General features: G+C 70.3%; 23 protein-coding genes. 11 read left to right on the top strand and 12 right to left on the bottom strand.

Annotation, left to right across the window (positions count from 1 at the left end; genetic code table 11):
* Positions 1-4: 4 nt before the first annotated feature.
* Positions 5-2821, top strand: coding sequence for a vitamin B12-dependent ribonucleotide reductase (locus tag F9C11_RS37740; protein WP_409182130.1), 2817 nt, complete (start codon positions 5-7; stop codon positions 2819-2821).
* A 429-nt stretch (positions 2822-3250) separates the two neighbouring features.
* Here F9C11_RS37740 and F9C11_RS37735 read toward each other — a convergent pair whose 3' ends face one another.
* A complete protein-coding gene (locus F9C11_RS37735; protein WP_409182129.1) occupies positions 3251-3868 on the bottom strand; it encodes a TetR/AcrR family transcriptional regulator in 618 nt (205 codons plus the stop codon).
* A 123-nt stretch (positions 3869-3991) separates the two neighbouring features.
* On the opposite strand from F9C11_RS37735, the gene F9C11_RS37730 reads away from it, so the two are divergent.
* Entirely contained in the window at positions 3992-4951 is a 960-nt protein-coding gene (locus F9C11_RS37730) for a zinc-binding alcohol dehydrogenase family protein (protein ID WP_409182128.1), read from the top strand.
* A gap of 39 nt (positions 4952-4990) precedes the next feature.
* Here F9C11_RS37730 and F9C11_RS37725 read toward each other — a convergent pair whose 3' ends face one another.
* The 3 genes from F9C11_RS37725 to F9C11_RS37715 are packed head-to-tail and all read right to left on the bottom strand — an operon-like array spanning position 4991 to position 6470.
* Complete coding sequence (locus F9C11_RS37725) at positions 4991-5374, bottom strand: tautomerase family protein (RefSeq protein ID WP_409182127.1); 384 nt, start codon at positions 5372-5374, stop codon at positions 4991-4993.
* An 11-nt stretch (positions 5375-5385) separates the two neighbouring features.
* On the bottom strand, positions 5386-5907 hold the full coding sequence (locus F9C11_RS37720; RefSeq protein WP_409182126.1) for a DUF4865 family protein: 522 nt from the start codon (positions 5905-5907) through the stop codon (positions 5386-5388).
* Between the two features lie 5 nt (positions 5908-5912).
* The gene (locus F9C11_RS37715) at positions 5913-6470 is read right to left on the bottom strand and encodes a TetR/AcrR family transcriptional regulator (protein ID WP_409182125.1); all 558 of its coding nucleotides are present in this window, start codon (positions 6468-6470) and stop codon (positions 5913-5915) included.
* Between the two features lie 41 nt (positions 6471-6511).
* Between F9C11_RS37715 and F9C11_RS37710 the strand changes: the two genes are divergently transcribed.
* From F9C11_RS37710 to F9C11_RS37700, 3 genes are read left to right on the top strand one after another with little or no spacing between them, the layout of a single operon-like run.
* Positions 6512-6901 carry a trypsin-like serine protease gene (locus F9C11_RS37710; protein WP_409182124.1) on the top strand — a complete coding sequence of 130 codons (390 nt, stop codon included), beginning with the start codon at positions 6512-6514 and terminating at the stop codon, positions 6899-6901.
* A gap of 5 nt (positions 6902-6906) precedes the next feature.
* Positions 6907-7398 carry a hypothetical protein gene (locus F9C11_RS37705; RefSeq protein ID WP_409182123.1) on the top strand — a complete coding sequence of 164 codons (492 nt, stop codon included), beginning with the start codon at positions 6907-6909 and terminating at the stop codon, positions 7396-7398.
* Between the two features lie 53 nt (positions 7399-7451).
* Positions 7452-8027 (top strand): hypothetical protein, encoded by a 576-nt coding sequence (locus F9C11_RS37700; protein WP_409182122.1) that lies wholly within the window; start codon positions 7452-7454, stop codon positions 8025-8027.
* Here the strand turns inward: F9C11_RS37700 and F9C11_RS37695 are convergent.
* Entirely contained in the window at positions 8024-10099 is a 2076-nt protein-coding gene (locus F9C11_RS37695) for a prolyl oligopeptidase family serine peptidase (RefSeq protein WP_409187063.1), read from the bottom strand. The genes F9C11_RS37700 and F9C11_RS37695 overlap by 4 nt on opposite strands.
* 41 nt (positions 10100-10140) lie before the next feature.
* On the opposite strand from F9C11_RS37695, the gene F9C11_RS37690 reads away from it, so the two are divergent.
* Entirely contained in the window at positions 10141-11046 is a 906-nt protein-coding gene (locus F9C11_RS37690; protein ID WP_409182121.1) for a neutral zinc metallopeptidase, read from the top strand.
* Here the strand turns inward: F9C11_RS37690 and F9C11_RS37685 are convergent.
* Entirely contained in the window at positions 11039-11617 is a 579-nt protein-coding gene (locus F9C11_RS37685; RefSeq protein ID WP_409182120.1) for a TIGR03086 family metal-binding protein, read from the bottom strand. The two genes, F9C11_RS37690 and F9C11_RS37685, sit on opposite strands and share 8 nt — an antisense overlap.
* An 81-nt stretch (positions 11618-11698) precedes the next feature.
* Here F9C11_RS37685 and F9C11_RS37680 point away from each other — a divergent pair, with 81 nt between their 5' ends.
* Positions 11699-13108 carry a PLP-dependent aminotransferase family protein gene (locus F9C11_RS37680; RefSeq protein ID WP_409182119.1) on the top strand — a complete coding sequence of 470 codons (1410 nt, stop codon included), beginning with the start codon at positions 11699-11701 and terminating at the stop codon, positions 13106-13108.
* A 98-nt stretch (positions 13109-13206) separates the two neighbouring features.
* A complete protein-coding gene (locus F9C11_RS37675) occupies positions 13207-13638 on the top strand; it encodes a CBS domain-containing protein (RefSeq protein WP_409182118.1) in 432 nt (143 codons plus the stop codon).
* Positions 13639-13642: 4 nt separating this feature from the next.
* Here the strand turns inward: F9C11_RS37675 and F9C11_RS37670 are convergent, their stop codons facing one another.
* Positions 13643-15163 carry a DUF4139 domain-containing protein gene (locus F9C11_RS37670; RefSeq protein WP_409182117.1) on the bottom strand — a complete coding sequence of 507 codons (1521 nt, stop codon included), beginning with the start codon at positions 15161-15163 and terminating at the stop codon, positions 13643-13645.
* 124 nt (positions 15164-15287) lie between these two features.
* Here F9C11_RS37670 and F9C11_RS37665 point away from each other — a divergent pair, with 124 nt between their 5' ends.
* Positions 15288-17018: a Xaa-Pro dipeptidyl-peptidase gene (locus F9C11_RS37665; protein ID WP_409182116.1), complete on the top strand. Its 1731-nt coding sequence runs from the start codon at positions 15288-15290 to the stop codon at positions 17016-17018.
* Here F9C11_RS37665 and F9C11_RS37660 read toward each other — a convergent pair.
* Positions 16994-17635 carry a response regulator gene (locus F9C11_RS37660; RefSeq protein WP_409187062.1) on the bottom strand — a complete coding sequence of 214 codons (642 nt, stop codon included), beginning with the start codon at positions 17633-17635 and terminating at the stop codon, positions 16994-16996. The two genes, F9C11_RS37665 and F9C11_RS37660, sit on opposite strands and share 25 nt — an antisense overlap.
* The gene (locus F9C11_RS37655; protein WP_409182115.1) at positions 17632-18768 is read right to left on the bottom strand and encodes a histidine kinase; all 1137 of its coding nucleotides are present in this window, start codon (positions 18766-18768) and stop codon (positions 17632-17634) included. Before F9C11_RS37655 ends, F9C11_RS37660 begins: the two co-directional genes overlap by 4 nt.
* Positions 18769-18860: 92 nt before the next feature.
* On the opposite strand from F9C11_RS37655, the gene F9C11_RS37650 reads away from it, so the two are divergent.
* Together F9C11_RS37650 and F9C11_RS37645 are read left to right on the top strand one after the other, a co-directional pair.
* On the top strand, positions 18861-19712 hold the full coding sequence (locus F9C11_RS37650) for a M23 family metallopeptidase (protein ID WP_409182114.1): 852 nt from the start codon (positions 18861-18863) through the stop codon (positions 19710-19712).
* Between the two features lie 212 nt (positions 19713-19924).
* A complete protein-coding gene (locus F9C11_RS37645) occupies positions 19925-21013 on the top strand; it encodes a DUF4192 domain-containing protein (protein WP_409182112.1) in 1089 nt (362 codons plus the stop codon).
* Positions 21014-21766: 753 nt separating this feature from the next.
* On the opposite strand, the gene galE is transcribed toward F9C11_RS37645, so the two are convergent.
* The 3 genes from galE to F9C11_RS37630 form a co-directional block, all read right to left on the bottom strand.
* Positions 21767-22747 carry a UDP-glucose 4-epimerase GalE gene (gene galE, locus F9C11_RS37640; protein ID WP_409182111.1) on the bottom strand — a complete coding sequence of 327 codons (981 nt, stop codon included), beginning with the start codon at positions 22745-22747 and terminating at the stop codon, positions 21767-21769.
* A 90-nt stretch (positions 22748-22837) separates the two neighbouring features.
* Entirely contained in the window at positions 22838-24022 is a 1185-nt protein-coding gene (gene galK, locus F9C11_RS37635; RefSeq protein ID WP_409182110.1) for a galactokinase, read from the bottom strand.
* On the bottom strand, positions 24019-24741 hold the full coding sequence (locus tag F9C11_RS37630) for a metal-dependent transcriptional regulator (RefSeq protein WP_409182109.1): 723 nt from the start codon (positions 24739-24741) through the stop codon (positions 24019-24021). Before F9C11_RS37630 ends, galK begins: the two co-directional genes overlap by 4 nt.
* Between the last annotated feature and the right edge of the window lie 80 nt (positions 24742-24821).

Raw genomic sequence — 24821 nt, 5'->3', positions numbered from 1 at the left:
CCGCATGACCGAAACCGTGGGAACCGGCGCCGCGGCCGGACAGAACAAGAAGCCGAACAAGGGCCTCACCGTCCGGCGGGTCTTCACCACCGAGGGGACCCACCCCTACGACGAGGTCGCGTGGGAGACCCGCGACGTCGTCATGACGAACTGGCGCGACGGCAGCGTCAACTTCGAGCAGCGCGGGGTCGAATTCCCCGAGTTCTGGTCGGTCAACGCGACCAACATCGTCACCAGCAAGTACTTCCGCGGCGCGGTCGGCAGCCCGCAGCGCGAGAGCAGCCTCAAGCAGCTCATCGACCGCGTGGTGCGCACCTACGTGAAGGCCGCCGCCGAACACGATTACTTCGCCGGCCCGTCCGACCTCGAGATCTTCGAGCACGAGCTCACCTGGATGCTGCTGCACCAGGTCTTCAGCTTCAACTCCCCGGTGTGGTTCAACGTCGGCACGTCCTCGAAGCAGCAGGTGTCCGCCTGCTTCATCCTCGCCGTCGACGACACGATGGAGTCGATCCTCAACTGGTACCGCGAGGAAGGCCTGATCTTCAAGGGCGGCTCCGGCGCGGGCCTCAACCTTTCGCGCATCCGGTCCTCGAAGGAACTGCTCACCTCCGGCGGCACCGCGTCCGGCCCGGTCTCGTTCATGCGCGGCGCCGACGCGTCCGCGGGCACCATCAAGTCCGGCGGCGCCACCCGGCGCGCGGCGAAGATGGTCGTGCTCGACGTCGACCACCCGGACATCGAGGAGTTCATCCAGACCAAGGCGCGCGAAGAGGAGAAGATCAAGGTCCTCCGCGACGCCGGGTTCGACATGGACCTCTCCGGCTCCGACATCTCCTCGGTGCAGTACCAGAACGCGAACAACTCGGTCCGCGTGTCCGACGAGTTCATGCACGCCGTCGAGAACGGCACGGACTTCGGCCTGCGCGCCCGGCTCACCGGCGAGGTCATCGACCGCACCGACGCGAAGAAGCTGTTCCGCAGCATGGCGCAGGCGGCGTGGGAATGCGCCGACCCGGGCGTCCAGTACGACAGCACGATCAACGACTGGCACACCTGCCCCGAATCGGGCCGGATCACCGCGTCGAACCCGTGCAGCGAGTACATGCACCTCGACAACTCGAGCTGCAACCTGGCGTCGCTCAACCTGCTGAAGTTCGTGTCCGAAGAGGGCACGTTCGACGCGCCGCTGTTCGCGAAGGCCGTCGAATTCGTCATCACCGCGATGGACATCTCGATCTGCTTCGCCGACTTCCCGACCGAGCCGATCGCCGACACCACGCGCAAGTTCCGCCAGCTCGGCATCGGCTACGCCAACCTCGGCGCGCTGCTGATGGCGCTGGGCCACGCGTACGACTCCGAGGGCGGCCGCGCGCTCGCCGCCGCGATCACGTCCCTGATGACCGGCGTGTCCTACCGGCGTTCGGCCGAGCTGGCCGGCGTCGTCGGACCGTACGAGGGCTACGCCCGCAACGCCGAGGCGCACCAGCGCGTCATGCGCAAGCACGCCGCGGCCAACGAGCTCGTCCGCACCTACCACAGCAACGACGCCGCGGTCCGCGCGCTCGCGGCGGAGGAGTGGAAGAAGGGCATCGAACTCGGCGTCCGCAACGGCTGGCGCAACGCGCAGGCCTCGGTGCTCGCGCCCACCGGCACCATCGGCTTCATGATGGACTGCGACACCACCGGCATCGAGCCGGACTTCTCGCTGGTGAAGTTCAAGAAGCTCGTCGGCGGCGGGTCGATGCAGATCGTGAACCAGACCGTGCCGCGCGCCCTGCGTGTGCTGGGCTACCAGGCCGAGCAGGTCGAGGCGATCGTCGAGTACGTCGCGCAGCACGGCCACGTGGTCGACGCGCCGGGCCTGCGCCCCGAGCACTACGAGGTGTTCGACTGCGCGGTCGGCGACCGGTCCATCGCGCCGATGGGCCACGTGCGGATGATGGCCGCGGTCCAGCCGTTCATCTCGGGCGCGATCTCGAAGACGGTCAACATGCCGGAGTCGGCGACCGTCGAGGACGTCGAGGAGATCTACTTCCAGGGCTGGAAACTCGGCCTGAAGGCGCTCGCGATCTACCGCGACAACTGCAAGGTCGGCCAGCCGCTGTCCACGGCGAAGAAGAAGGAAGCCGCGGCGGAGGCCGAGCCGGAGAAGGTCGTCGAATACCGCCCGGTGCGCCGCCGCTTGCCGAAGAAGCGCCCGAGCCAGACGGTGTCGTTCACCGTCGGCGGCGCCGAGGGCTACCTGCACGCGGGTTCGTACCCGGACGACGGCCTCGGCGAGATCTTCGTCAAGCTCGGCAAGCAGGGCTCCACGTTGTCCGGCGTGATGGACGCCTTCTCGATGTCGATCTCGGTCGGCCTGCAGCACGGCATCCCGCTCGAGTTCTACGTCTCGAAGTTCTCCAACCTGCGCTTCGAACCGGCGGGCATGACCGACGACCCGGACATCCGGATCGCCACGAGCGTCATGGACTACCTGTTCCGCCGCCTGGCCCTCGACTACCTGCCGTACGAGAAGCGGGCCCAGCTGGGCATTTTCACCGCGGACGAACGGTCGGCCGAGGTCGAGGCGAACTACGGCGGCCAGAACCTCGACCTCGACGCGTTGCGCGGCAGCGTGGACGCCTCGCCCGCTCCCGCCGAAGAGTCCACAAAGGACACTTCGGTGCGGGACGCGCACAGCACGGCCGAGCTAATGGAACTGCACCTCGGCAAGGCCGCGGACGCACCGCTCTGCATGACCTGCGGCACGAAGATGCGGCCCGCCGGCTCGTGCTACGCCTGCGAGGGCTGCGGGGCGACATCCGGCTGCAGCTGACCGGACCTTGACGGAGGGGGCGTGGCGATGCCGCGCCCCCTCCGTCCGTTTACGGCCTGCCTCGGTGCCCGGGGACCGCGCGCCAGTGAGCGGCGAGGCCGGGTGCCGCGGAGATTCCTGCCCTCTGTGCGGTGGTGGCGGCTTGCCTTGGGGTGGCGAAGTGGCCGAGATGGAGAGCGCATCGCAGCGAGATTCAGCGCGTGGTGTGCGGTGGTGGCGGCTTGCCTTGGGGTGGCGAAGTGGCCGAGGTGGTGGGCGTGGCGCGGTGAGACTCAGCGCGTGCTGAGCTGCGGCTACGGCCCGCCTTGGCAACGAAGTCGCCGAGATGAAGGGCGCGTCGCGGCGAGATTCAGCGTGTGGTGTGCGGGGGTGGCGGCCTTCCTTGGGGTGGCGAAGTCGCCGAGATGAAGGGGCGCGTCGCAGCGAGACTCAGCGCGTGCTGTGCGGCGACAGCCCGAGCAGCGGCAGCCACGCCTTGTCCACGATCTCGACGATCGCCGCGTCCGGCACCGAGCCCATGGTCATCAGCATGTCGTGCCGCATCAGGTCGAAGGGCAGGTTCACGACGCGTTCGGACTGCGGTGCCTCCGTGAGTTCGCCGCGCTTGACGGCGCGGTCGACGAGCGTGGCGAAGGGAGGCGGCTGGTCCGCGATGCGAAGGCGGCTGCGCAGGTCGCCGAAGCTGGTGCCGGTTTCGTGGAAGTAGCTCGCCAGCTGGAGGTGCAGGAGCACGACCAGGCGGGCCCGCTCGGTGTTGACCGTGCGCAGGAGGGCGAGGGCGTCCTCGCGCAGGCTGCCGGTGTCGGGGAGGTCGAGCGGGCGCCAGTGCCGGGCGAGCGTGGCGAGGAGGAGATCCTCGCGTTGCGGCCAGCGCCGGTACAGCACTGGCTTGCTGGTTCCGGCGCGCGCCGCGACGGCCTCGTAGGTGAAGCCGGGGTAGCCCTGCTCGACGAGCACCTCCCAGGCGGCATCGGTGAGCGCGTTTTCCAGGGCCGCACCCCTGCGCCGGGTCGGAGTGCCCTCCGTGCGCCGTTGCTCGCTCACCACTGCCCTCCGGACGGTCGCGTTCAGCCGGTCGGTTAGACCCGCTTGCGTATCTTAACGCCCGGTCGTAAGCTCGGAGCCATAAGATACGGGACCGTTTCTAAACGGGTCAGGAAGGGGAACCGCATGTCCATGATCAACGCCGCGCTCGTCGAGTCCTTCGACCAGCCGCCGCACTACCGCTCCGTCCCCGCCCCCGAGGCCGGCCCCGGCCAGGAGACGGTGGACGTCCTCGCCGTCGGCGTGCACCCCGCCACCCGCGGCATCGCCGCCGGCAAGCACTACACGAGCCCCAAGACCCTGCCCGCGCTGGCGGGTGCGGACGCGGTCGTCCGCCGGGCGGACGGCAGTCTCGGCTATGTCATGACCATGGGAGCCGGAAGCCTGGCCGAACGCATCGTCGTCGATCCGGCCGCGATCATCCCCGTCCCGGACGGAACCGATCCCGCGCTCCTCGCCGCCACCATGAACCCCGCCCTGTCGTCGTGGACCGCGCTGCGCACCCGGGTTCCGTTCCAGGCCGGGCAGTCGGTCCTGGTGCACGGCGCGACCGGCAACGCGGGCTCCACGGCGGTCAAGGTCGCCAAGCACCTCGGCGCGGGACGGGTGATCGCCGCCGGACGCAACCGCGCCCGCCTCGACGAACTCGCGAACGAGGGCGCGGACGCCGTCGTTCAGCTCGTCCCCGACGAGGACGCCACCGCGGCCGCGCTCGCCGAGGCCGCCGCGGAGGTCGACGTGGTCCTGGACTACGTGTGGGGCCCGCCCACCGAACTCGCCATGCGCGCCGTCCTCGGAGCGCGCACCCAGCACACCCGATTGCTCGACTGGGTGCAGATCGGCGGCATGGGCGGCGACGCGATCACCCTGTCCGGGCACGCTCTGCGCTCCTCCGCGTTCCGCATCCTGGGCAGCGGCTTCGGCGCGGTGGACACGGAGGTGATGCTGCGGGAGTTCGCCGAGCTGGTCGCCGCGATCGCCGCCGGAGGCATGGCCGTGCGCCCGCATCCGTTCCGGCTCGACCAGGTCGAGGAGGCGTGGGCGCACCAGGACGCGCCCGGCGAGCGCACCGTCATCCTCTTGTGACGGCAACGGCAAGCGACCAGGCTCGCCGAGATTTCCGCGTCAGGACAGCATTTGCGCGACCCCGTCGCCCAAGGACCAATCCGCCTCGCCGTTCTCCGTCAAGCTGAAGAACACATTCCGCGGTTCGATTCCCGTCGCCTCTTTGATGAGTTCGGTCGCTCGCCGGTACAGCGCGGTTTTCTGCTCGTCGGTGCGGCCGGCGCGCATGGTGATGGCGATGTACACGATCTCGTCGTCGCGGCGGACGCCGAGATAGCTCGGGTCGTACCGCAGGCGATCGGGAGCGTGGCTGTTCAGGATCTGGAACCGGTCGTCGGCGGGGACGTTGATGGTTTCGGTCATCGCCTGGTGCACGGCATCCCCGATGGCGGGGAGGCGGTCGGCGTTGGGTTCGGACAGCACGTCGATGCGGACGAGCGGCATGGGTACCTCTTTCAGTTCAGGCGGTTGATGTTCGGGCGGGACAGATGAAGCACCCGGTACTGGACGTCGGTGTCCTCGACCGGGGTGGTGGTCCAGAGGGTGAAGCGCACGAGTTCCCAGCGACGCGGGTCGATGGCGAGCGCGGTGGTGTGCACGGCTGGATTGTGGGACAGGCGCGCGAGTTCGGCGAGTTCGCGGTCGATGCTTCCGGAGAGCTGCTCAACGCGTTTGGTCGCGAATTCCGGTGCGCTTGCTCGGGCCGGACCGGCCAGGCAGCGGGCGCCCGTCCAGTGTTGCACCGGCGGACGGCCGAAATCCTGGACTATGCCGTCGAATCCGCCGCCGCCCCAGAGGAATCGGCTCATTCCGGCGGTGTCGGCCCAGAGGTAGAACGGTGCGTACTGGTTGGCGCGCACCAGATATGCCTTCAGGCCCAATCCTGGGAACGCGTCGGTGCGGTGGCCTCGGGTGGCGACTCGGTGCCGGATGTCGTAGCCGTCGGGCAGGTCGATTTCGTACTGCATGGCGTACATCGAGGTCACCGCCGTTCGAGGAGGGCGAGTGCGCCGCGGACTGCTGTGTCGAATGGTTCGACCGTCCCGGACGACCGCGCGAGGACGTATCCGCCTTGCAGTACCGCGACCAGCGTTGTCGCTGTCGTGGCTGGGTCGAGGTCGGGCGGCAGTTCGCCGTTCGCGATGCCGTCGCTGAGCACTTCGGCGAGCCGGCCGCGCAGCCAGTCGAAGGTTTCTTCCAGCGGCGCACGCAATTCCGGGCTCGTGACGATCTCCGGATCCAGCGCCAGCCGCCCGACCGGGCAGCCGCGCAGGACCTCCCGCTCGCGCAACAGGTAAGCGGAAACGCGCTCGACCGCTGTGCTGCCTCGGGCGAACGCGGCCTCGGCGGAGGCGCGCAGATCGTCGGCGTTCTGCCGGATCGCGGCGAGCGCCAGGTCGGCCTTGCCGCTGAAGTGGTGGTACATGCTGCCTTGCCCGGCCCCGGCGCGCTGCTGGATCGCTTTCGGGCTGGTGCCGACGTACCCCCGCTCCCACAGCAGGTCCTGGGTGCTCGCGATGAGCTGGTCTCGGGTGGACACGAGCTTACTGTACATACCAGTAGGTACAGAGACAAGCCCGGGTGCGGGCCGCCGGCAGCGAGCGTCAGCATTCCGGCGGAACCATCCGGCGGATCGAGCGCGTGGTCACGCATCCGGGCTACGCGCTGCAGAGCGAAAGCATTCCCTTTAACCGCAACGACATCGCGCTGCTCAAGCTGGACCGTCCGGTCGCCGAGAAGCCGATCCGGCTCGCCTCCCATCCGGGAGCGCCCGGGGCGCCGACGCGGCTGCTGGGCTTTGGCACCACCGTCGACACGTACGATCCGGCGCGGACCCGGCGGAGGGTGGGAGCTGCTCGGCGTCACCTCGGGTCCGGGCTCCGCGCGGGCGGACCGGGGCTGTACAGCAGCGTTCCCGCGTACGCCGACTGGATCCGGTGGACGATCCGCTCGAACCGGGGAGGAAACTAGCGGCCGTGACTCTCGTGTCGGCGGGCTACCGGGCAGTGCAGCGGCTCAGCGAATTCGTGTCGATCAGCGAATGCGTCGCGGAGGTGCGCGACGACGATTGGTTCCGCGACCTCGTCCTCGCCCGGCAGACCGGGTTCGACGTCCTCGAGGTGGGCTTCGCGCCGGAGGAAGCCGAGCCGATCGTCCGCGAGATCCTCGCGGAAGGCTGGGACCGCGAGACCAGTGCCGTGCTGAGCCGGATCGCGGAAGGCCTGCGCCCGTCCGGCGAATTCCTCGGGTTCGAGCTGGTCGGCTACGACGGCGGAACCTGGCACACCTGGCGCTGCCTCGGCGGTCTGGTCGACGACGTCCGCGCGGCCACCGGCATCGTGCCCGGCCGGCACGGGCTGATCGAGAGCGAGGACGCTGCCCGTCAGGCCGCCCGCTGGCTCACCGAATCCGGCCTTGGCGACCCGAAAGTGTTCGACTGGGCCGCCGCCGGGCTGTTTCTCCGGTAGCTCCACCGAATCTCCACCTTCTCCCCGCTGCACCGGCACATCCGCGCGGCAGCATGACCGCCGTGGACTGGAATGCGGTGTTCGAGGCGGAGGCGCGGCGGCGGAAGGTCCGGCCGCAGCCGGCGTGGGGGAGCGGAGTGCGGCTGGACCCGGTGGTGGCGCGCAGTGTCCGGCGGTTCCACCCGCTGCCGGACGAGGACCGGCGGCTGGTCGACCGGCTGCTCGCAACCGCCGGTCCGCCGGGGAAAAGCGACGTGATGAGCCAGCTGATCTCCGACGTGCTCGCGCTCGGCTACTACCGCGCGTTGCGGGACGGCACTCGCGACCCGCTCACCACGGAGGTCGCCGCGCGCGTGCTCGCCGGGCTGGAACGGCGGCTGGGCCAGCACGTGGACCGGTTGCGGCGCTGGAAAATCGCGGCGACCGCACGATGGCGAGCCAGGGCGATCCTCGAAACCGGCGGCGTGATCGTCGGCCACGGACGCGCGCTGCGCCGGCTCGGCGTGCCCTGGCTCGCCTTCGTCACCGACGCCTGGGCGCGGTTCGAACGAGCCCTCGCGGAGGCCCGCAAAGAACCGCCGCTCCGCCCGGGGCCGCGCGTGCGGGCGCGGCCCCGGGGTCTGGTCTAGGACAGCTTCGACCAGAGGAATTCGTACGCGACCGCCGAACGGAACGCGAGTTGTTCGTTGTCCGCCGCCGCTCCGTGGCCGCCCTCGATGTTTTCGAAGTACTCCACGTCGTGGCCCTGTTCCCGCATCCGCGCGACCATCTTGCGCGCGTGCCCGGGATGCACCCGGTCGTCGCGGGTGGAGGTGACGAACAGGATCGGCGGATAGCCGCCGTCCGCCGAAACCTTCTGGTACGGCGAGTACTTCGAGATGTACTCCCACTCTTCCGGAACGTCCGGGTCACCCCATTCGGCCATCCACGACGCCCCGGCCGGCAGCAGGTGGTAACGCTTCATGTCGAGCAACGGCACCTGGCACACGATCGCGCCGAACAGCTCCGGGTAGCTGGTGAGCATGACGCCCATCAGCAGCCCGCCGTTGCTGCCGCCCTGGATGCCGAGCCGTTCCTTCGTCGTGATGCCCCGCGCGACGAGATCGCGCGCCACCGCGGCGAAGTCCTGGTACGCCTTGTACCGGTTCTCCTTCACCGCCTGCATGTGCCATTCCGGGCCGTATTCGCCGCCGCCGCGGATGTTCGCCACCACGTACGTGCCGCCGCGCGACAGCCAGGCCCGGCCGACGACCCCGCCGTACGACGGGGTCAGCGAAACCTCGAAACCGCCGTAGCCGTACAGCAGCGTGGGGCCGTTTCCCGCGCCGGGCGGGCGGACCACGAAGTACGGGATCTTCGTGCCGTCGTCCGAGGTGGCGAAGTACTGGCTGACCTCGATGCCGGTCGCGTCGAAGAACTCCGGCGCCTGCTTCAGCACCTCGACGTCGCCGCCGACGACGCCGCGGGTGAGCGTGGACGGCTGGACGTAGCTGGAGGAATCCACCAGGTACTCGTCGTCGACGTCCGGTTCGGTGTCGACGATTTGCGCGCTGCCGAATTCCGGCGCGCCGCCCAGTTCCGCCTCGGCCCAGCCGTCCGGGCCCGGAGTCAGCACGCGCAGTTCGGACTTGACATCGTGCAGCGTCGCGAGGAGGAGGTGGTTGCGGGTCCAGGTGTAGTAGTCCAGCGACGTGTGCTCGTCCGGCGTGAACAGCGCGGTGAATTCGCGGTCGCCCGCCTTGAACGCGTCGTAGCGGATCGCGAGGAGCGTGCCCGCGGGGTGCTCGGCGCCGCCGACGGTCCACGCGCTGCGCGGGTGCACGAGGAGCCATTCGCGGTGCGTGGAGACCTCGACGTCCTCGGGCAGGTCCAGTTTGGTCAGTCCGGAGGGGGTCCGCTCGAAGTACTCGGTGCGGTAGAAGTCGATCGCCCGGCGGACGAAATCGCGTTCGAAGCCCTCGGTCGGGTCGTGGTAGGCCATCATCGCGACGTCGTCCGGCTTGCCCTCGGCGACGAGAACCGCGTCTTCGAGCGGGGTGCCGCGCCGCCATTCCTTCACCAGCCGCGGATAGCCGGACGTGGTGAGCGAGCCGGGGCCGAAGTCCGTTCCGAGGTACACCCGGTCGGCGTCGATCCACCCGATCCGGTGCTTCGCCTCCGGCAGGGTGAACCCGTTCTCCACGAATTCGTGCGCGTCGAGGTCGAACTCGCGGACGACGGTCGCGTCCGCGCCGCCCCGCGACAGCTGGACCAGGCCGAGCCGGTGCCCCGGACGCAGCACCGCCGCGCCCTTCCAGACCCAGTTCTCGCCTTCGGCCGCGGCGAGCGCGTCGACGTCGAGCAGAATCTCCCAGTCCGGTTCGGCGGTGCGGTACTGCTCCAGCGTGGTGCGCCGCCACAGCCCGCGCGGGTGCTCGGCGTCCTGCCAGAAGTTGTAGTAGTGCGTTCCCCGGCGCACGACGTACGGGATCCGCCCGCCCGCGTCGAGCACCTCGCGGATCGAGTCCCGCAGCTGCCCGAACCTCTCGCTCGCGGTGAGCGCGTCCAGCGTCTCCGCGTTGCGCGAACGGACCCATTCGAGCGCCTCGTCGCCCGTCACGTCTTCCAGCCACAGGTACGGATCTTCGACAGTCATGCCGTCCAGTCTCGCTGTCCGGCGCGGATCCGGCCAGGAGCCCGGCGTTCCCGTTTCGTGATCCAGCCCGGCGGGCGGTCTCCGTATGCTGGCCGGGAGGGGGAGGAATGACGTATTACGCCGGAGGCTCGTGGCCTCCGCCCGCGCCGCAGCCACCGCCGCCGCGCCGGAAGGCGGGCAAAGCGCTGGGCGCGGTCGCCGCGGTGGCGATCGTCGCGGTCACGCTCGCGCTGATGGCCGCGGTGCCGCACGAGGTGTCCGGGCACGCGATAGCGGCCCCGGACGGCGACGCGATGCCGGACCGTCAGGACGCCAAACCCGTGCGCAAGCTCAGCGGCAACCCGCTGCTGGCCGACGGGGTCGCGCTCGGGCGCGTGGCGTGCGACCTGCCCGAAGTGAACCGCGACCCCGAGCAGCTCAAGACGTTCTACACCGCGCTCGTGGGCTGTCTGAAGCAGGCGTGGCAGCCCGCGCTGGACAAGGCGGACGAGCCGAACCTGCCGGTCAAGGTGTCGGTCACGCTGCCGAAGACCAGCGCGTGCGGCAACGCGCCGTCCCGGGACGAAGCGGTCGCGTACTACTGCGGCGGCGACGCGACGATCTACGCGCCCACCGAGTGGATGCTGTCGGACGCCGGGCTGAGCCGGGCGCGGCACCTGGCGACGCTCGCGCACGAGTACGGCCACCACGTCCAGCGCGAGAGCGGCATCCTCGACGCGGCGAGCGCGGAGATGGGGTCGCCGGAGCCGACCAGCGACGCGGACAAGGCGGTCGTGCGCCGGATCGAGCTGCAGGCGAACTGCTTCGGCGCGCTGTTCCTCAACGCCGCGGCGGACCGCGGGTCGATCAGCCGGGCCACCGCGAACGCCGCCGTAGCCGACTACGGCCGCGCCGACGACAGCGGCGACCACGGCACCCGCGCGAACCAGCTGGCCTGGGCGAAAGCCGGCTACACCGGAGCCGGACCGGCCGCGTGCGACACCTGGTCGGCCCCGGCGGACAAGGTCAGCTGACCCGCCAGAGCGGGTCGCGGCCGAGCAGGCCGAGGAACTGGTCCAGCTCGCTTTCGTCGGTGTCGACGGGCACCACCGGCGCGAAGGTTCCGCGCTCGACGCGTTGCTTCGGGTCGGTCGGGATCATGAGCGCGAATTGCAGTGCGGCGTGCACCGCTTCCGGCACCGGGTCGTAGGCGACGTCGAGGGCCTTGGCGATGTCCCAGCCGTGCGCGACGGTGTCGACGAGGTGCATCGCGATCGCGACTGTGCCCGGGAAGGTGCCGAAGGTGTTGATGGCGATCTGGCGTTCCGCGACGTCGGCTTCGCGGTACGCGGCGAGGTAGTCGGTCACTGAAGCTGCGTACGCGGCGTACGGGTCTTCGCCGAGCTGGCCGCTGTCCCAGTCCTTCGCGGAGCCGTTGCGCGCGGCTTCGGCGAAGGCGTGGTTTTCGCTGACTTGGTGGCGAAGCAGGTCGGCGAGTGTCCAGCCGGTGCACGGCGTGGGCCGGTCGAGGTCCGCCGCGGTGATCTTCGAGACGATCGGGTCGAGGACGAGCAGGGACTGCCGGTCGAGGTCGAACGTGGTCATGGGCTCACGCTAACCGGCGGATCGGTCCAGGAAGAGAGCCAAAACGGAGCCAACTGCGGTGGACCAATCTAGGCTGGACACGTGGACCTGCACCTGGACCTGTCCGGCACTCGCGGCCACCGCGACGAGATCTACCGCCAGATCCGCGAAGCGGTGCTCGACGGACGGCTCCGCGACGGCGACGTGCTGCCGCCGACCCGGGAACTGGCGCACCGGCTCGCCGTCTCGCGCACCACGGTCACCGCGGCGTACGAACGCCTCACCGCGGAAGGATTCCTCACCGGCCGGGTCGGCGCGGGAACCTACGTGCGCGCCGGCGCCGCACCCCGGCCCGCCGAACCGGCGGGGCTCGCCGAGGGCGTCCAGCCGCGTCCAGAGTGGACAGACGTGCCCGCGCCGCCGAAAGCGTTCACCCACCCGCCGGAGTTCGATTTCCGCGCCGGAGTACCGGATGTGCGGCTGTTTCCGTTCGATACCTGGCGTCGGCTGACGACCCAGGCGTTGCGCAGTTCCCGGGCGGAATTGATGACTTACGGCGAACCGCAAGGCGACCCCCGCCTGCGCACCGAACTGGCGCGGCACCTCGCGGTGTCCCGAAACGTGCGCGTGCGTCCCGAACATCTTGTGATCACTTCGGGTGCGCAGCAGACGATCGACCTGGTCGCCCGGGTCCTGTTGCGGCCTGGCGACCTGGCAGCGGTCGAAGATCCCGGGTACCCGCCGCCGCGCCTGCTTCTGGGCACGCTCGGAGTACGTGTCGCGCCGGTTCCGGTGGACGACGAAGGCATGGTGGTCGACGCGATCCCGCCGGGCACTCGGCTGGTGCACGTGACGCCGTCGCACCAGTACCCGCTCGGGGTCGCGATGTCGCCGGCTCGCCGGCGGGCGCTCCTGGATTGGGCGGAAGACACCGGGGCGGTCGTGGTCGAGGACGATTACGACACCGAGTTCCGTTACTCCGGGCGCCCGCTGGAACCGTTGCACAGCGTGGATTCTCACGGCCGGGTGGTTTACGTCGGCTCGTTTTCGAAGGTTCTGTCGCCCGCGCTGCGACTGGGTTTCCTCGCCGCGCCGCCCGCGCTGGCGGAGGCGATCGTGAAGGCGAAATACCTCGCCGACTGGCACTCCCCGGGCATCGAGCAAGCGGTGGTCGCGGCGTTCATCGCCGAAGGCGGGTTCGCCCGGCACGTCCGCCGGATGCGCGGCGTCTACCGCGCCCGGCACGACCTTCTCGTGGACCGCCTCCGGGCCGAATTCGGTGACGTGCTGGAGCCGGTGCCCGCGTCGGCGGGGCTGCACCTGAGCGCGTCGGCGGACCGGGACTTGCGCGGCTTCGCGCGGAAGGCGGCCGGGGCGGGCGTCCGGCTGTTCTCCCTCGGCGATTTCTCCGTGGCGGCGCGGCGGCACGGGCTGCTGTTCGGCTACGGCGCGATCGCGGCGGAGGACATCGGACCCGGCCTCGCCCGGTTGCGCCGGGTGTTCGACGGCTGAGCCCGTTACCACGAACGGACGCGTCCCGCTGGACTTTCGCAGTCGGCAGCGGGGCCCTAACCTGTGGTGACCCGACTCACCGAGGAGAGGGCATCGCCATGCGGATTGCGGATGTGCTTCAGCGCAAGGGCGCGACGGTCGCCACTGTGTCGCCGGGGGCGACGGTCACCGAGCTGCTGGCGGCGCTCGCCCGGCACAACGTCGGCGCGATGGTCGTGGTGGACGCCGAGGGCGGGATCGCCGGGATCGTGTCCGAACGCGACGTCGTGCGCAAGCTCGCCGAGCACGGGTCCTCGGTCCTGCAGGGGCCGGTCGCGGACATCATGACCACCATGGTCGCCAGCTGCACCCCGGACGATCCGGTGGACCGGCTCAGCGTGGTGATGACACAGCGGCGGATCCGGCACGTGCCGGTGCTCGACGGCGGGCGCCTCGCCGGCATCGTGAGCATCGGCGACGTGGTGAAGATCCGGATGGAGCAGCTGGAGCAGAGCCAGGAACAGCTGGAGGCCTACATCTCGCAGGGCTGACGGGTCACTCGCGCCAGCCGCTGAGTTCGACGCCCTTCGCGACGTCCACCCGGTAGCCGAGCGAGACCGTCGCGGACGCCCCGGGCGCGATCGTGAGCCGCCAGGTGAACTGGCCCAGTTCGGTGCGCTCGACCGGCTCCGGGCTGAGCCGCAGGTCCCGCACGGTGATCGCGTCGTCCCGGGAGACCGGTGCCTGGTCGAGCACGGCCACCACCGCTTCGCGCGGGCTGTGGTTGGTCACTGTGGTCAGGTAATCGGCTTCGCGGCGGCGTTGTGCGGAGAACGTCGCCTTGCCGGCACTGCGCTTGACCAGTTCGCGTTCGACGCGGATCCGGTCGTCGACGCCTAGCGCGAGTTCGCGTTCCTCGCCGGGAGCCCACAGCTCGAGCTGCGTGCTGCCGACGAATTCGGCTTCGTGGAACACTGCGGCGCGACCGGCGCGAAGCGTGTGCTCGCCGGTGTTGACCACCTTCGCGCGCAGGTACGCCTCTTCGGCCTGCGTCGGCGCGGTCACGTAGTCCAGTTCCGCGGTGAAGTCCAGCTGCGCGAGCGTCGTCCGGTGGCCTTGCGCGCCGGACGGGATCGCGACCGGGCGAGCGGGCCGGAAGGTGACCGCGGTGGTGCCTTGCTCGACTTCGGCGACGTGCGCGGCGAAGCCGTCTCGACCGGCAGGCGCTGCGCCGCCGTACGCCATCGCGGCGGGCGCGGGCGGCACCATCGAGCGCCGTTCCGGTTGCTGTCGGTCCAGGTACCAGGGCTGGAGTTCCGGGATCACGACAGTGTTCGCCGGACGCGCGGTGGACAGCGTCAGCTCGCACTCCGGCCAGTCCTCGCCGGTGTGCTGGCTGACGAGTCCGTACGAGGTGACGGTGACGTCAGTGCCGCGTACGCGGATGTCGTACCCGGACTCCCAGCGTGCGCCGGGGACCACATAGGACAGTTCGATTTCCGCGGCGGCAGGGGATTCCAGCTCCACCACGATGGTCGAACTGTCCTGTTGGGACTGTGCGCTGCGCGTCTCGATCTGACGGTCGAGCGCGGCGAGGTCTTCGCGCAGCCGTTCCAGCTTCGTGGCGAGCGCGCGACGTTCCTTGAGCGCCACGGCTAACTGCGTGCTGAGCGCTTCGCTCACCTCCTGGACACGCCCCGGTTCCGCGTCGCCGCCAGCCAACGCCTTCGCGAAGCTCGCTCCGCTGCGTCGCGAGACGCCGGTCAACAGGTCGACGCGCGCCGCCGCTGCGCTCTCGTCGTCCGCGACCTCGTCGACAGTCGCTTGTGCCGCGCGACGCTGCTCCACGAGCGCGCGCAGCGTTGGGTCCGCAGGCGCGGCGTGCTGCGCGTACGCGACGTCGACGCCAGTGACCAACGCGTCGCCCGCTCCGCTGACGCGCACCGAAGCAGCGTCGAGCGACAGGGGGAGACCCGTGATCTCTACGCGGGACCCGTCAGCCGGAGTGACTTGACAGCGGCGGGTGACGCGCGCGTGCTGCGGATAGACCGTGACCGTGACTATCGGTGCGTCCATGGCTCCGACGTTAGTCGGTTGACGCGACTTGCGGTTGACGGAACTCTCAACTTGCTCGCCTGCTTCGTCCAGCTTGGGGGTTCTGGTGGGAGTTGCCGCTCGAATCGCTGCCGTTTTCGTCGCAGTGGCCACGTTGTCCGTGCCCGCGGTCGCTGAAGCCGCTTCGCCGCCCGCGCCGGTTTTCACCGACGGCCAGGCGCAACCGGTGTTCGATCCGGCTGACGTCATCCGCGAAGACGTCTGGGTCACCGCGCCCGTCGACAGCGACCACGACGGCAAGCCTGATCTCGTACACGCGCAGGTGGTGCGTCCGCGCGCTACGGAGCAGGGCATGAAGGTGCCGGTCGTGTACGAAGCGAGCCCGTACTTCGCGGGCGGCAACGACGTACCGAACCACCCCGTCGACACCGAGCTGTACGTGCCGGGGCCGCACGTCGCGGCACCGATCGGCTGGAGCTACCAGAACTACTTCACCGCGCGCGGATTCGCTGTCGTGTACGGCGAATCCCTCGGCACCGGGCTGTCGACCGGCTGTCCGACGACCGGCGACGTGAACGAGACGATCGGCGCGCGCTCGGTGGTCGACTGGTTGAACGGCCGAGCTTCCGCACACGACCAGGCCGGGGCGCCCGTCACGGCGAGCTGGAGCACCGGGAAGACCGGCATGATGGGCGTGTCGTACAACGGCACGCTGCCCAACGCGGTGGCCAGCACCGGCGTCGAAGGGCTCGAGACGATCGTCCCGATCGCGGCCATTTCGAGCTGGTACGGCTACTACCGCAACGCCGGCGCGGTGGTGGCTCCCGGCGGATACCAGGGCGAGGACACGGACGTGCTCGCCGGCTACGTCTACTCGCGCGCCGACCGGCAGGTCTGCCGTCCGGTGCTCGACGGCCTCACCGCCGCGCAGGACCGCTTGACCGGGGACTACAGCCAGTTCTGGGACGTGCGGAACTACCGCGACGACGTCGGCAAGGTGCGCGCGTCGGTGCTCGCGGTGCACGGGCTGAACGACTGGAACGTGAAGACCGAGCAGGTCGCCAGCTGGTACGAAGCACTGAAGAAGCACGGCGTCGAGCACAAGATCTGGCTGCACCAGTCCGGCCACGCGGACCCGATTTCGCTGCGCCGCGACATCTGGCTCACCACGTTGAACAAGTGGATGTCGCACTACCTCTACGGGGTCGGCAACGGGATCGAACGCGAGCCGAAGGCGACCATTCAGCGCGAGGACAAGTCGTGGGTCGACGAGGCCGAATGGCCCGCGCCCGGCACCTCGGACGTCGAGCTGCACCCGTGGCCGGGCGGACGTTCGACCGGGGCACTCGACCGGCAGCCGGTGCCCGGGCGTCCGACCGTCGAAACGCTGGCCGACGATGCGAGCAAGAAGATCGAACAGCTCGCCGACGCGGCGTCGTCCGGGAACCGCTTGCGCTACCGCACTTCCGCGACCACCGCGCCGGTCCGGTTGTCCGGCACGGCGAAAGCCGAGCTGCGGCTGTCGTTCGACCGCCCGGCCGCGAACGTCACCGCGGTGCTGCTGGACCGCGCGCCGGACGGCACTTCCCACGTGATCAGCCGCGGCTGGACGGATCCGCAGAACCGGATCAGCCCGTCGGTCACCTCGCCGATCACCCCCGGACAGCGCTACCGCATCGAGGTTTCGCTGATGCCGAAGGACTACGTCGTGGCCGCCGGGCATCGCCTGGAGTTCGTGCTGGCGTCCAGCGACCACGACTTCACGCTGCGGCCGGAGCCGGGCACCGGGCTGTCTCTGGACCTGACCGGGACGACGGTGACGCTGCCGGTCGTCGGCGGGAAGCAGGCGTTCTACTCGGCGATCCCGGCGCGGTAGGCGAAGGCGACGGCCTGGGCGCGGTCGCGCAGGCCGGCCTTGGCGAAGAGGTGATTGACGTGCGTCTTCACCGTCGCCTCGCTGACCACGAGGGTGCGTGCGATCTCGGTGTTCGACAGCCCGCCCGCGATCAGCCGCAGCACCTCGACTTCGCGCGCGGTGAGGCCTTCCAGCTCCTTCGTGCGCACCGGTGCGCGGCTGGTCGCGGCGGCTACCAGCCGTTGCTGGAGCTCGCCGTCCACAGTGGACTGACCAGCCGCCGCCGAGCGGAGCGCACGGACGATCGCGTCGGCGTCGGCGTCCTTGGTGAGGAAGCCTCGCGCGCCAGCCTTGAGCGCGGCGAGCAGGGACTCGTCGTCGGCGTACGTGGTGAGGACGACGACCTCGGTCTTCGGATGCTGCGCGCGGACGAGTTCGGTTGTCTCGACGCCGTCGCGGTGGGGCATGCGCAGGTCGACGAGCAGTACGTCCGGCTGGTGTTCCGCGACAAGGTCGAGTGCCTGTACGCCGTCCGCCGCCGCGCCTACCACCTCGATGCCGGGCAGCAGCCCGAGCAGCGTGACGAGCCCTTCGCGCACTACTGCCTGATCGTCGGCGAGCACCACGCGCAACGTCACGCCGGCACTGTCAGCTGAATCCGCCATCCGTCCTCCCCAGGGCCGCATTCGAGCTTCCCGTTCAACAGTGCGACCCGTTCGCCCATGCCTCGCAAACCGTATCCCGGCGACGGCGGCGCCGGCGGACGACGGCCTTGGTGGTCGATGATCGTTAAGTCGACTTCGTCGTTCTTGAAGGCCACCGTGACCTCTACGGCGGGCCCGCCCGCGTGTTTGCGCGAGTTGGCGAGGGCTTCCTGTACGGCGCGTACGAGCGTCGTGCCGACAGCTGCGTCTAGCTCGCGCGGTTCGCCTTCGAGCATCAGGTCGGCGCGAGAGCCGGTGTCGAGCCTGTACGCGGCGAGAAGGTCGGAAACCGAACGCTCCACGGGTACTGCGTCTTCGCGCAGCGCGGCGACGGCCTTGCGTGCTTCGGCGAGACCGTCCGTCGCCAGCTTTTGCGCGCGTTCAATCTGCGCGAGGGACTCTTCGCTCGCACCGTCGCGGACCAGCATCAGACGCGCGCCTTGGAGATTGAGTGCGAGACCGGCGAGGGAGTGCGCGAGGACGTCGTGCAGCTCGCGGGCGATGCGTGCGCGTTCGGCCAGCGCGGCCGCGCGGGCGTGCTCCTCGCTGGCGGTCTGGGCGCGGGCGAGCGCGAGTTCGGTCTGCTCCAGCCGTTCCGCGCGGCTCCGGCGGTTGACGGCGAGCAGCACGATCACGACGAGGATCGCGAAGAGGGCGACAGCGTTCAGCCAGTCGAGGTCGTAGGTGATCGACCAGACGAGGATCGCCGCCGACGCCACCGCGAGGGCGATCCCCGACGCGATCCGGCCGCCCACGCGCAGGGTGTAGAAGACGGCGCCGAACATCGCTGTCGAGGTCCAGCTGCCCGGCTGCAGGATCCAGAGCGCTCCGGCGGCCGCCACCACGGCGATCATGGTCGCGGGCATCAGCCAGCGCGGCTTCGACTCCCGGGTGAGCCAGAGCGCCGGGACGGACAGCACGAGGACCAGCCCGATCAGCGGCCACGTCCACGGGCGCGCGCCCGGGATCGCGAACAGGGTCGGCACGGCGAGCACGCCCCAGCGCACCCAGTCGGCGCCCTCGAACCGCCGCCGCGCCTTGGCGAGCGAGGCCGCCGGTGTGCCCATGGGCCCTCCCGAGTCGTCTTGTACGGAAAATGTACTGGCTCGGGCTTGGCTGGAGGGCGTCGGACATTTCCCCCACCAGGAGGTACGCCCCCATGTCCAGAGTGAGCCGGTTCGCGGCGGTCGCGGCCGCGGTGGCCTTGCCCGCGTGCGGCCTGACGCTCGCCGTCCAGCCGGCGGCGTCCGCGGCCCCCAACTTCCAGGTGCCGTTCAAGTGCGGCGTCACGGTCACCGCGGCCACCTTCAGCGGCCACAACCCGGCCAATTCGGTCGACTTCCAGAAGTCCGGCATCACCGGCATGCCGGTGCTCGCGGCCGCGCCCGGGACGGTCACGCGCGTCGCGAACGAGGGCAGCACCAGCTACGGCCGCTGGATCGAACTGGACCACGGCGGCGGCTGGCGGACCCGGTACGCGCACCTGTCCGAGCAGGAAGTCTCGGTGGGCCAGAGCGTCGGGCAGGGCAAGGAGATCGGCAAAGCGGGCGCGACCGGCGGGGTGACCGGGCCGCATCTGCACTTCGAAGAGAACTTGAACGGCGTGACGCAGAAGGCCGTGCTGAACGGCGTCGCGGTGCCGTACTACGGCAAGAAGGACTTCACGAGCAAGAACGGCTGCGGCGGCAACCCGTACTCGGCGACGCAGGTGTGCGGCTCGGGCTTCTCGGTGATCGACCAGCAGGCGCTGGGGACGGCGGGCACCGCGTACCTGCTGTACAACTCGACCTCCAAAGAGAACTGCGTGACGACTCTGAAGGCCGTTTCCCTCGGGACGGCCAGCCCGGTCTCGGCGTTCCTGGAGGTGCAGGGCTCGACCAGGGCGACGGATTCGGGAAGCTTCACCTACTACGCCGGCCCGGTGAAGAAGAGCGCCGGTTCCACCTGCGTGAAGTGGGGCGGTTCGGTCGGCTCGTCCGCGTACGAGAGCCCGTTCGAACACTGCGGCTGAGGGGTTTCTGGCGGTGCTGCCGGAGCCTGGCCGGGCTCCGGCAGCGTTGTATCCATTGTGTCTATTGTGGATAGTTGTGGTCGATGCACCCGGCACCGACAATTTCCCGGGGTTCTCCTCGCCGGTGCCGTTGTTGTCCACAACCACCCGCTGTCGTCCACAGATTTGCCGCGCCGGCCCCGATCCGCGGATTCGCGGCGCACAGTGGAGGCGTGACCACCTCGACGCCGCCCGGCATCTCCCGGGCCACCCTCCGCAATCCGGCCGACCTCATCGCCTCGCTCCCGTACCTGCTCGGGTTCCGTCCCGCCGATTCCCTGGTGCTGCTGGGCCATCGCGTCCCCGGCACCACGATCGGCCTGATGCTGCGCGCGGACCTTCCGCCGCGAGAACTCCAAGCGCAGCAAGCGGATGCGCTGATCCCGCGCTTCGCCGACCGCGAGCACAACGGCGTCACCGCCGTCCTCGTCGGCGGCTCGCCCGGCGAAAACGGGCCGCCTCACAGACAATTCGTAGCCGAGCTGGAGCGTGTCCTCGCCCGGCACGATCTCCGCCTGTTCCATGCACTGTGGACCCCTTCGGTCGAACCCGGGGCGCCATGGTCGTGCTATCGAGACCCGGACTGCGTTGGCGTGCTGCCCGATCCACAGGAAACCGTGATCGCCGCCGCGACCACCGAGGCGGGCTTCGTGGTCTTCCGCAGCCGCGAAGAGCTGGCCGCTGTGCTGGAACCCCGGTCTCCGGAAGCGATCGCGCGCCGCGCTGCCTTGCTGGCTTCCTCTCCGGAACCGTTGCGCGGCCCGGGAATGTCGGAGAGCGATGTCCTGGACGCCGCCGTAACCGAACTTCGCGACGCGTTCCTCCGCCAACGCCACGGCGCGGGCCCTCTCGACGACGACCAAGCCGTCCGGCTCGCCCACGCCCTGATGCTCACCCCCGTCCGCGACGCCTGCCTCGCCCTCGCGGTCCCGCCGCACACGTCGCTGACCCGCGAGGCGGAGGAGGTGTGGCTGACGCTGGTCCGCGAACTCCCGCCGCCGCACCGAGCCGAGGCCGCACTTCATCTTGGCTACACCGCATTGATGCGCGGGGAAGGCGCGCTAGCCGGGATGGCCCTGGCAAACGCGGTGGAAGCCGATCCGGAGCATTTGGTGGCGCAGTTGCTGCAGGCCGCGTGGAACATCGGCACGGACCCGGCAAAACTGACCGGCCTAGCCGACTACAGCACGGCGGTCGACCTCGGGCTGTCTCCGCCTCCGGAACCGGGGAGCGCGTCGGGCCCGCCGCGGGGGATGCGATGAGGGCCGCGGTCGATCGCCGGTGAGGTCCGCTCCGGTGGGGAAGGGCTGTGTGCGGCTGAATACCGGTCGCTCCGGCTGGTCTTCGTCTCGGGCCGCAGGCCAGTCCGGTGGTCCTTGGCCGGACCTTGTCACCCGCGCCGGGGACGCGCCCTGCTGGTGTTCCCTTGCTGGCGGGGGACTGATGAGTCCACAGTGGACTCTCGATGTCCTGCTTCGGGGCGCGCTCGAAGCAGGACATCGCGGGGCGGGTCCTCTGCAGTCGATCGCCAGTGCCGTTCGCTCCGGCCGGGAGCGGCTGTGTTCGGCGACAGGCCGGGCGCTCCGGCTGGTCTACGTCTGGGGCCGCGGGCAGGGCCGGTGGTCCTTGGCCGGACCGTGTCATCCGCGCTGGGCACGTGCCTCGCCGATGATCCCTTGTTGGCGGGGACCGACGAGTCCACAGTGGACTCGCGGGGTGAGGCCTCTGCAGTCGATCGCCGGTGAGGTTCGCTCCGGTGGGAAACGGCTGCGTTCGAGGCAGACCGGGTGCTCCGGCGGCTCCTCGTCTCGGGCCAGGCCGGTGGTCCTTAACCGGACGTGTCACCCGCGCCCCGGGACGCGCCCCGCTGGCGATCCCCGGCTCGCGGAGGCCAGATCGGTCCACAGCGGACTCCCGAGATCCTGCCTCGGCAAGCCCGAAGGATGCAGGGCACGACAACGCGGGGCAGGACCTCGCCCGAGCCCCCGCCCCGAAACGTCTTGCCCGGATCGCCGTCAGGAACGACGCGACTGGGTGAACCGCCAAGCGTCCGACACGATCCCGTCGAGGTCGGTCAGCTTGGGCGTCCAGCCGAGTTCGCCGTTGGCCTTGTCGCTCGAGGCGACCAGCACCGACGGGTCCCCGGCGCGGCGCGGGGCCACGACGGCGGGGATCGCGTGCCCGGTGACCCGGCGGCAGGCTTCCACGACCTCCAGCACCGAGAACCCGGTGCCGCTGCCGAGGTTGTAGATGCGGTGCTCGCCCTCGGCGGCGTGGCGCAGGGCGAGGAGGTGGGCGTCGGCGAGGTCGACCACGTGGATGTAGTCGCGGACGGCCGTTTTGTCGGGCGTCGGGTAGTCGTCGCCGTAGATGGAGATGTGTTCGCGGTCGCCGGTCGCGACCTGGAGGACGAGAGGGATGAGATGGGTTTCGGTGGTGTGCCGTTCGCCGAACGCGCCGTAGGCGCCGGCCACGTTGAAGTACCGCAGGCTCACCGCGGCGAGGCCGTGGGCGCGGGCGAAGCTGGTGATCGCGTGGTCGATGGCGAGCTTCGACGCGCCGTAGGTGTTGGTCGGCTGCGTCGGAGCCGTTTCCGGGATCGGCGACACGTCCGGCTCGCCGTAGGTCGCCGCGGTGGAGGAGAACACCAGGCGCGGCGTGCCGTGCTTCTTCATCGCCTCCAACAGCCGCAGCGAGGTCACCACGTTGCCTTCCCAGTACTTCGCCGGGTCGGCCATCGACTCGCCCACCAGCGACTTCGCGGCGAAGTGCAGCACGCCGTCGAAACCTTCGCCGAGCAGGTCCGCGGCGACCTCGGCGGCGTCGCCCTCGACGAAGCGCGCCTGCGGGTGCACCGCGTCCGCGTGCCCGGTCGACAGGTCGTCCACGACGGTGACCTGGTGACCCGCTTCGATGAGGCGGGCGGCGCACACGCTGCCCACGTACCCCGCGCCGCCCGTCACGATGAGCTTCAGGGGGCTTTGCTGGTCCGTCACGTCAAGGCCTTTCTGCTGAGGGGTGGCGACTCTGCGGCACAGTCTCCCCTCACCACGACGCGACGGACCCTCCGGGGGTTGCTCCGGAAATCAGGCCTCGTCGCGGCCCGCGCCGCGCGACGGCACCGCCGTGAACATCCGCGGACGGCGGAATCCGGCCTGCTCGCAGGCGGTTTCGACCGCGGTGCGCACTCCGTCCAGATCCTCGTCGCGGACCAGCGCGATCGCCGAACCGCCGAACCCGCCGCCGGTCATCCGCGCGCCCAGCGCTCCGGCCGAGCGGGCCGAATCGACCGCGAGGTCCAGCTCGGGCGTCGAGATGCGGTAGTCGTCGCGCATGCTCACGTGCGAAGCGTCGAGGTACGGCCCGATCTCGGCGAGCTTCTTCTCTCGCAGCAACGCGACCACGTCGAGCACCCGCTGGTTCTCGGTGACCACGTGGCGCACCAGCGGAACCAGGTCCGCGGGCAGCTGCGCGAGGGCTTCGTCGAGCCCGTCGAGCGTGACGTCGCGCAGCGCCTTCACGCCGAGCAGTTCCGCCGCGCGCTCGGTGCCGCGCCGCCGCGCGCCGTAGCCGCCGTCGGTGTGCGAATGCTTGGTGCGGGTGTCCATGATCAGCACCCGGAGCCCGGCCTCGGCGAGCGGGAACGGGACCTGCTCCATCTCGCCCGAGCGGACGTCGAGGAACAACACCCGCGAGTCCTCGCAGCACAGCGACGCGGTCTGGTCGAGCAGCCCGGTGGGCGCGCCGACGAAGTCGTTCTCCGACCGCTGCACCCAGCGCGCGATCTCCGGACGCGAGGGCGTGCCCGCGCCGCCGTCTTCGAGTTCCACCCCGGCCACGCCCAGCAACGCCAGCGAAACCGCGCATTCCAGCGCGTGAGAGGAGGAAAGCCCGGCCCCGGACGGCACGTCGCCGGCGATGACCACGTCGGCTCCGCCCGCGTAGCCCTGGTCGCGCAGCACCCACGCCACCCCGGCGGGATACGCGGCCCATCCCTCGACCGAACCCGGTTCGAGCGCGGCGATGTCGTGCGGGCCGGAGTGCTGCAGCTGCCCGTCGTCGCCGAGGGTGGCGACCCGGAGCTTGCCGTCCTCGCGCGGGGACGCGGCCGCGGCCAGCCGGTGCGGGAGCGCGAAGGGCAGCACGAAACCGTCGTTGTAGTCGGTGTGCTCGCCGATCAGGTTCACCCGGCCCGGCGCGGACCACACGCCTGCCGGGGCCCGCCCGTGGACGTCCTGGAACGCGCGCGCCGCGTCGGTCGCCGGGGTCACTTGGCGAGCGCCAGCACGGCGTGCAGCGCCGCGGTGGACACCTGCGCAGTGGTTTCGGTGCCCTTGACCTCGACGGTCGCGCTGCCGCCGGACGCCTTGCCGACCGTGACGAGCCCGCCGGGCACGATCCCGACCGTGCGCAGCTCGGTGAGCAGCGACTCGTCGAGCTGCACGTGCTCGGCGATGCGCCGGATCTCGACGTCGCCGCCGCCGGTGCGGGCGAACTCGTCGAGGCGCACCAGGCCGTCCTCGGCGCGCGGCGCGGGATCGCCGTCGCCGAGCTTGTCCAGGCCGGGGATCGGGTTGCCGTACGGCGACGTGGTCGGGTGGTCGAGCAGCTTCACCAGCTTGCGCTCGACGGCCTCGCTCATCACGTGCTCCCAGCGGCACGCCTCGTTGTGCACGTGCTCCCACTCGAGGCCGATGACGTCGACGAGGAGGCGCTCGGCGAGCCGGTGCTTGCGCATGACCGCGACGGCGAGGTCGTGGCCGTGGTCGGTGAGCTGCAGATGCCGGTCGTCGGCGACGACGACCAGCCCGTCGCGCTCCATCCTGGCCACGGTCTGGCTCACGGTGGGCCCGCTCTGCTGCAGGCGCTCGGCGATCCGGGCCCGCAGCGGGACGACCCCTTCCTCTTCGAGCTCGTAGATGGTACGCAGGTACATCTCGGTGGTGTCGATGAGATCGTTCACGCTGTCCCCTTCGTCCGCGTAGCTCATCGTAGTCGTTGGCCCCGACAGCGACGGCTCGCCTCGGCGTAACGGCCCGGCCTCGCCGAAAAGTCCTGCCCTGGTGCGCG

Origin of the sequence: Amycolatopsis sp. VS8301801F10, from assembly GCF_046195355.1 — a bacterium.
In the GTDB taxonomy this organism is placed as follows: domain Bacteria; phylum Actinomycetota; class Actinomycetes; order Mycobacteriales; family Pseudonocardiaceae; genus Amycolatopsis.
The sequence above is the reverse complement of the archived record's forward strand: the minus strand, read 5'-3'. Positions and strand labels throughout refer to the sequence as shown.

What these genes read in the sequence shown, in the direction of transcription:
- F9C11_RS37700 (WP_409182122.1), top strand. Translation starts at nt 7,452, where the DNA reads ATGACCGCCGTGGACTGGAATGCGGTGTTCGAGGCGGAGGCGCGGCGG.
- F9C11_RS37730 (WP_409182128.1), top strand. Translation starts at nt 3,992, where the DNA reads ATGTCCATGATCAACGCCGCGCTCGTCGAGTCCTTCGACCAGCCGCCG.
- F9C11_RS37630 (WP_409182109.1), bottom strand. Translation starts at nt 24,741, where the DNA reads ATGAGCTACGCGGACGAAGGGGACAGCGTGAACGATCTCATCGACACC.
- F9C11_RS37720 (WP_409182126.1), bottom strand. Translation starts at nt 5,907, where the DNA reads ATGTACGCCATGCAGTACGAAATCGACCTGCCCGACGGCTACGACATC.
- F9C11_RS37650 (WP_409182114.1), top strand. Translation starts at nt 18,861, where the DNA reads ATGTCCAGAGTGAGCCGGTTCGCGGCGGTCGCGGCCGCGGTGGCCTTG.
- F9C11_RS37655 (WP_409182115.1), bottom strand. Translation starts at nt 18,768, where the DNA reads ATGGGCACACCGGCGGCCTCGCTCGCCAAGGCGCGGCGGCGGTTCGAG.
- F9C11_RS37690 (WP_409182121.1), top strand. Translation starts at nt 10,141, where the DNA reads ATGACGTATTACGCCGGAGGCTCGTGGCCTCCGCCCGCGCCGCAGCCA.
- F9C11_RS37685 (WP_409182120.1), bottom strand. Translation starts at nt 11,617, where the DNA reads ATGACCACGTTCGACCTCGACCGGCAGTCCCTGCTCGTCCTCGACCCG.
- F9C11_RS37725 (WP_409182127.1), bottom strand. Translation starts at nt 5,374, where the DNA reads ATGCCGCTCGTCCGCATCGACGTGCTGTCCGAACCCAACGCCGACCGC.
- F9C11_RS37670 (WP_409182117.1), bottom strand. Translation starts at nt 15,163, where the DNA reads ATGGACGCACCGATAGTCACGGTCACGGTCTATCCGCAGCACGCGCGC.
- F9C11_RS37675 (WP_409182118.1), top strand. Translation starts at nt 13,207, where the DNA reads ATGCGGATTGCGGATGTGCTTCAGCGCAAGGGCGCGACGGTCGCCACT.
- F9C11_RS37740 (WP_409182130.1), top strand. Translation starts at nt 5, where the DNA reads ATGACCGAAACCGTGGGAACCGGCGCCGCGGCCGGACAGAACAAGAAG.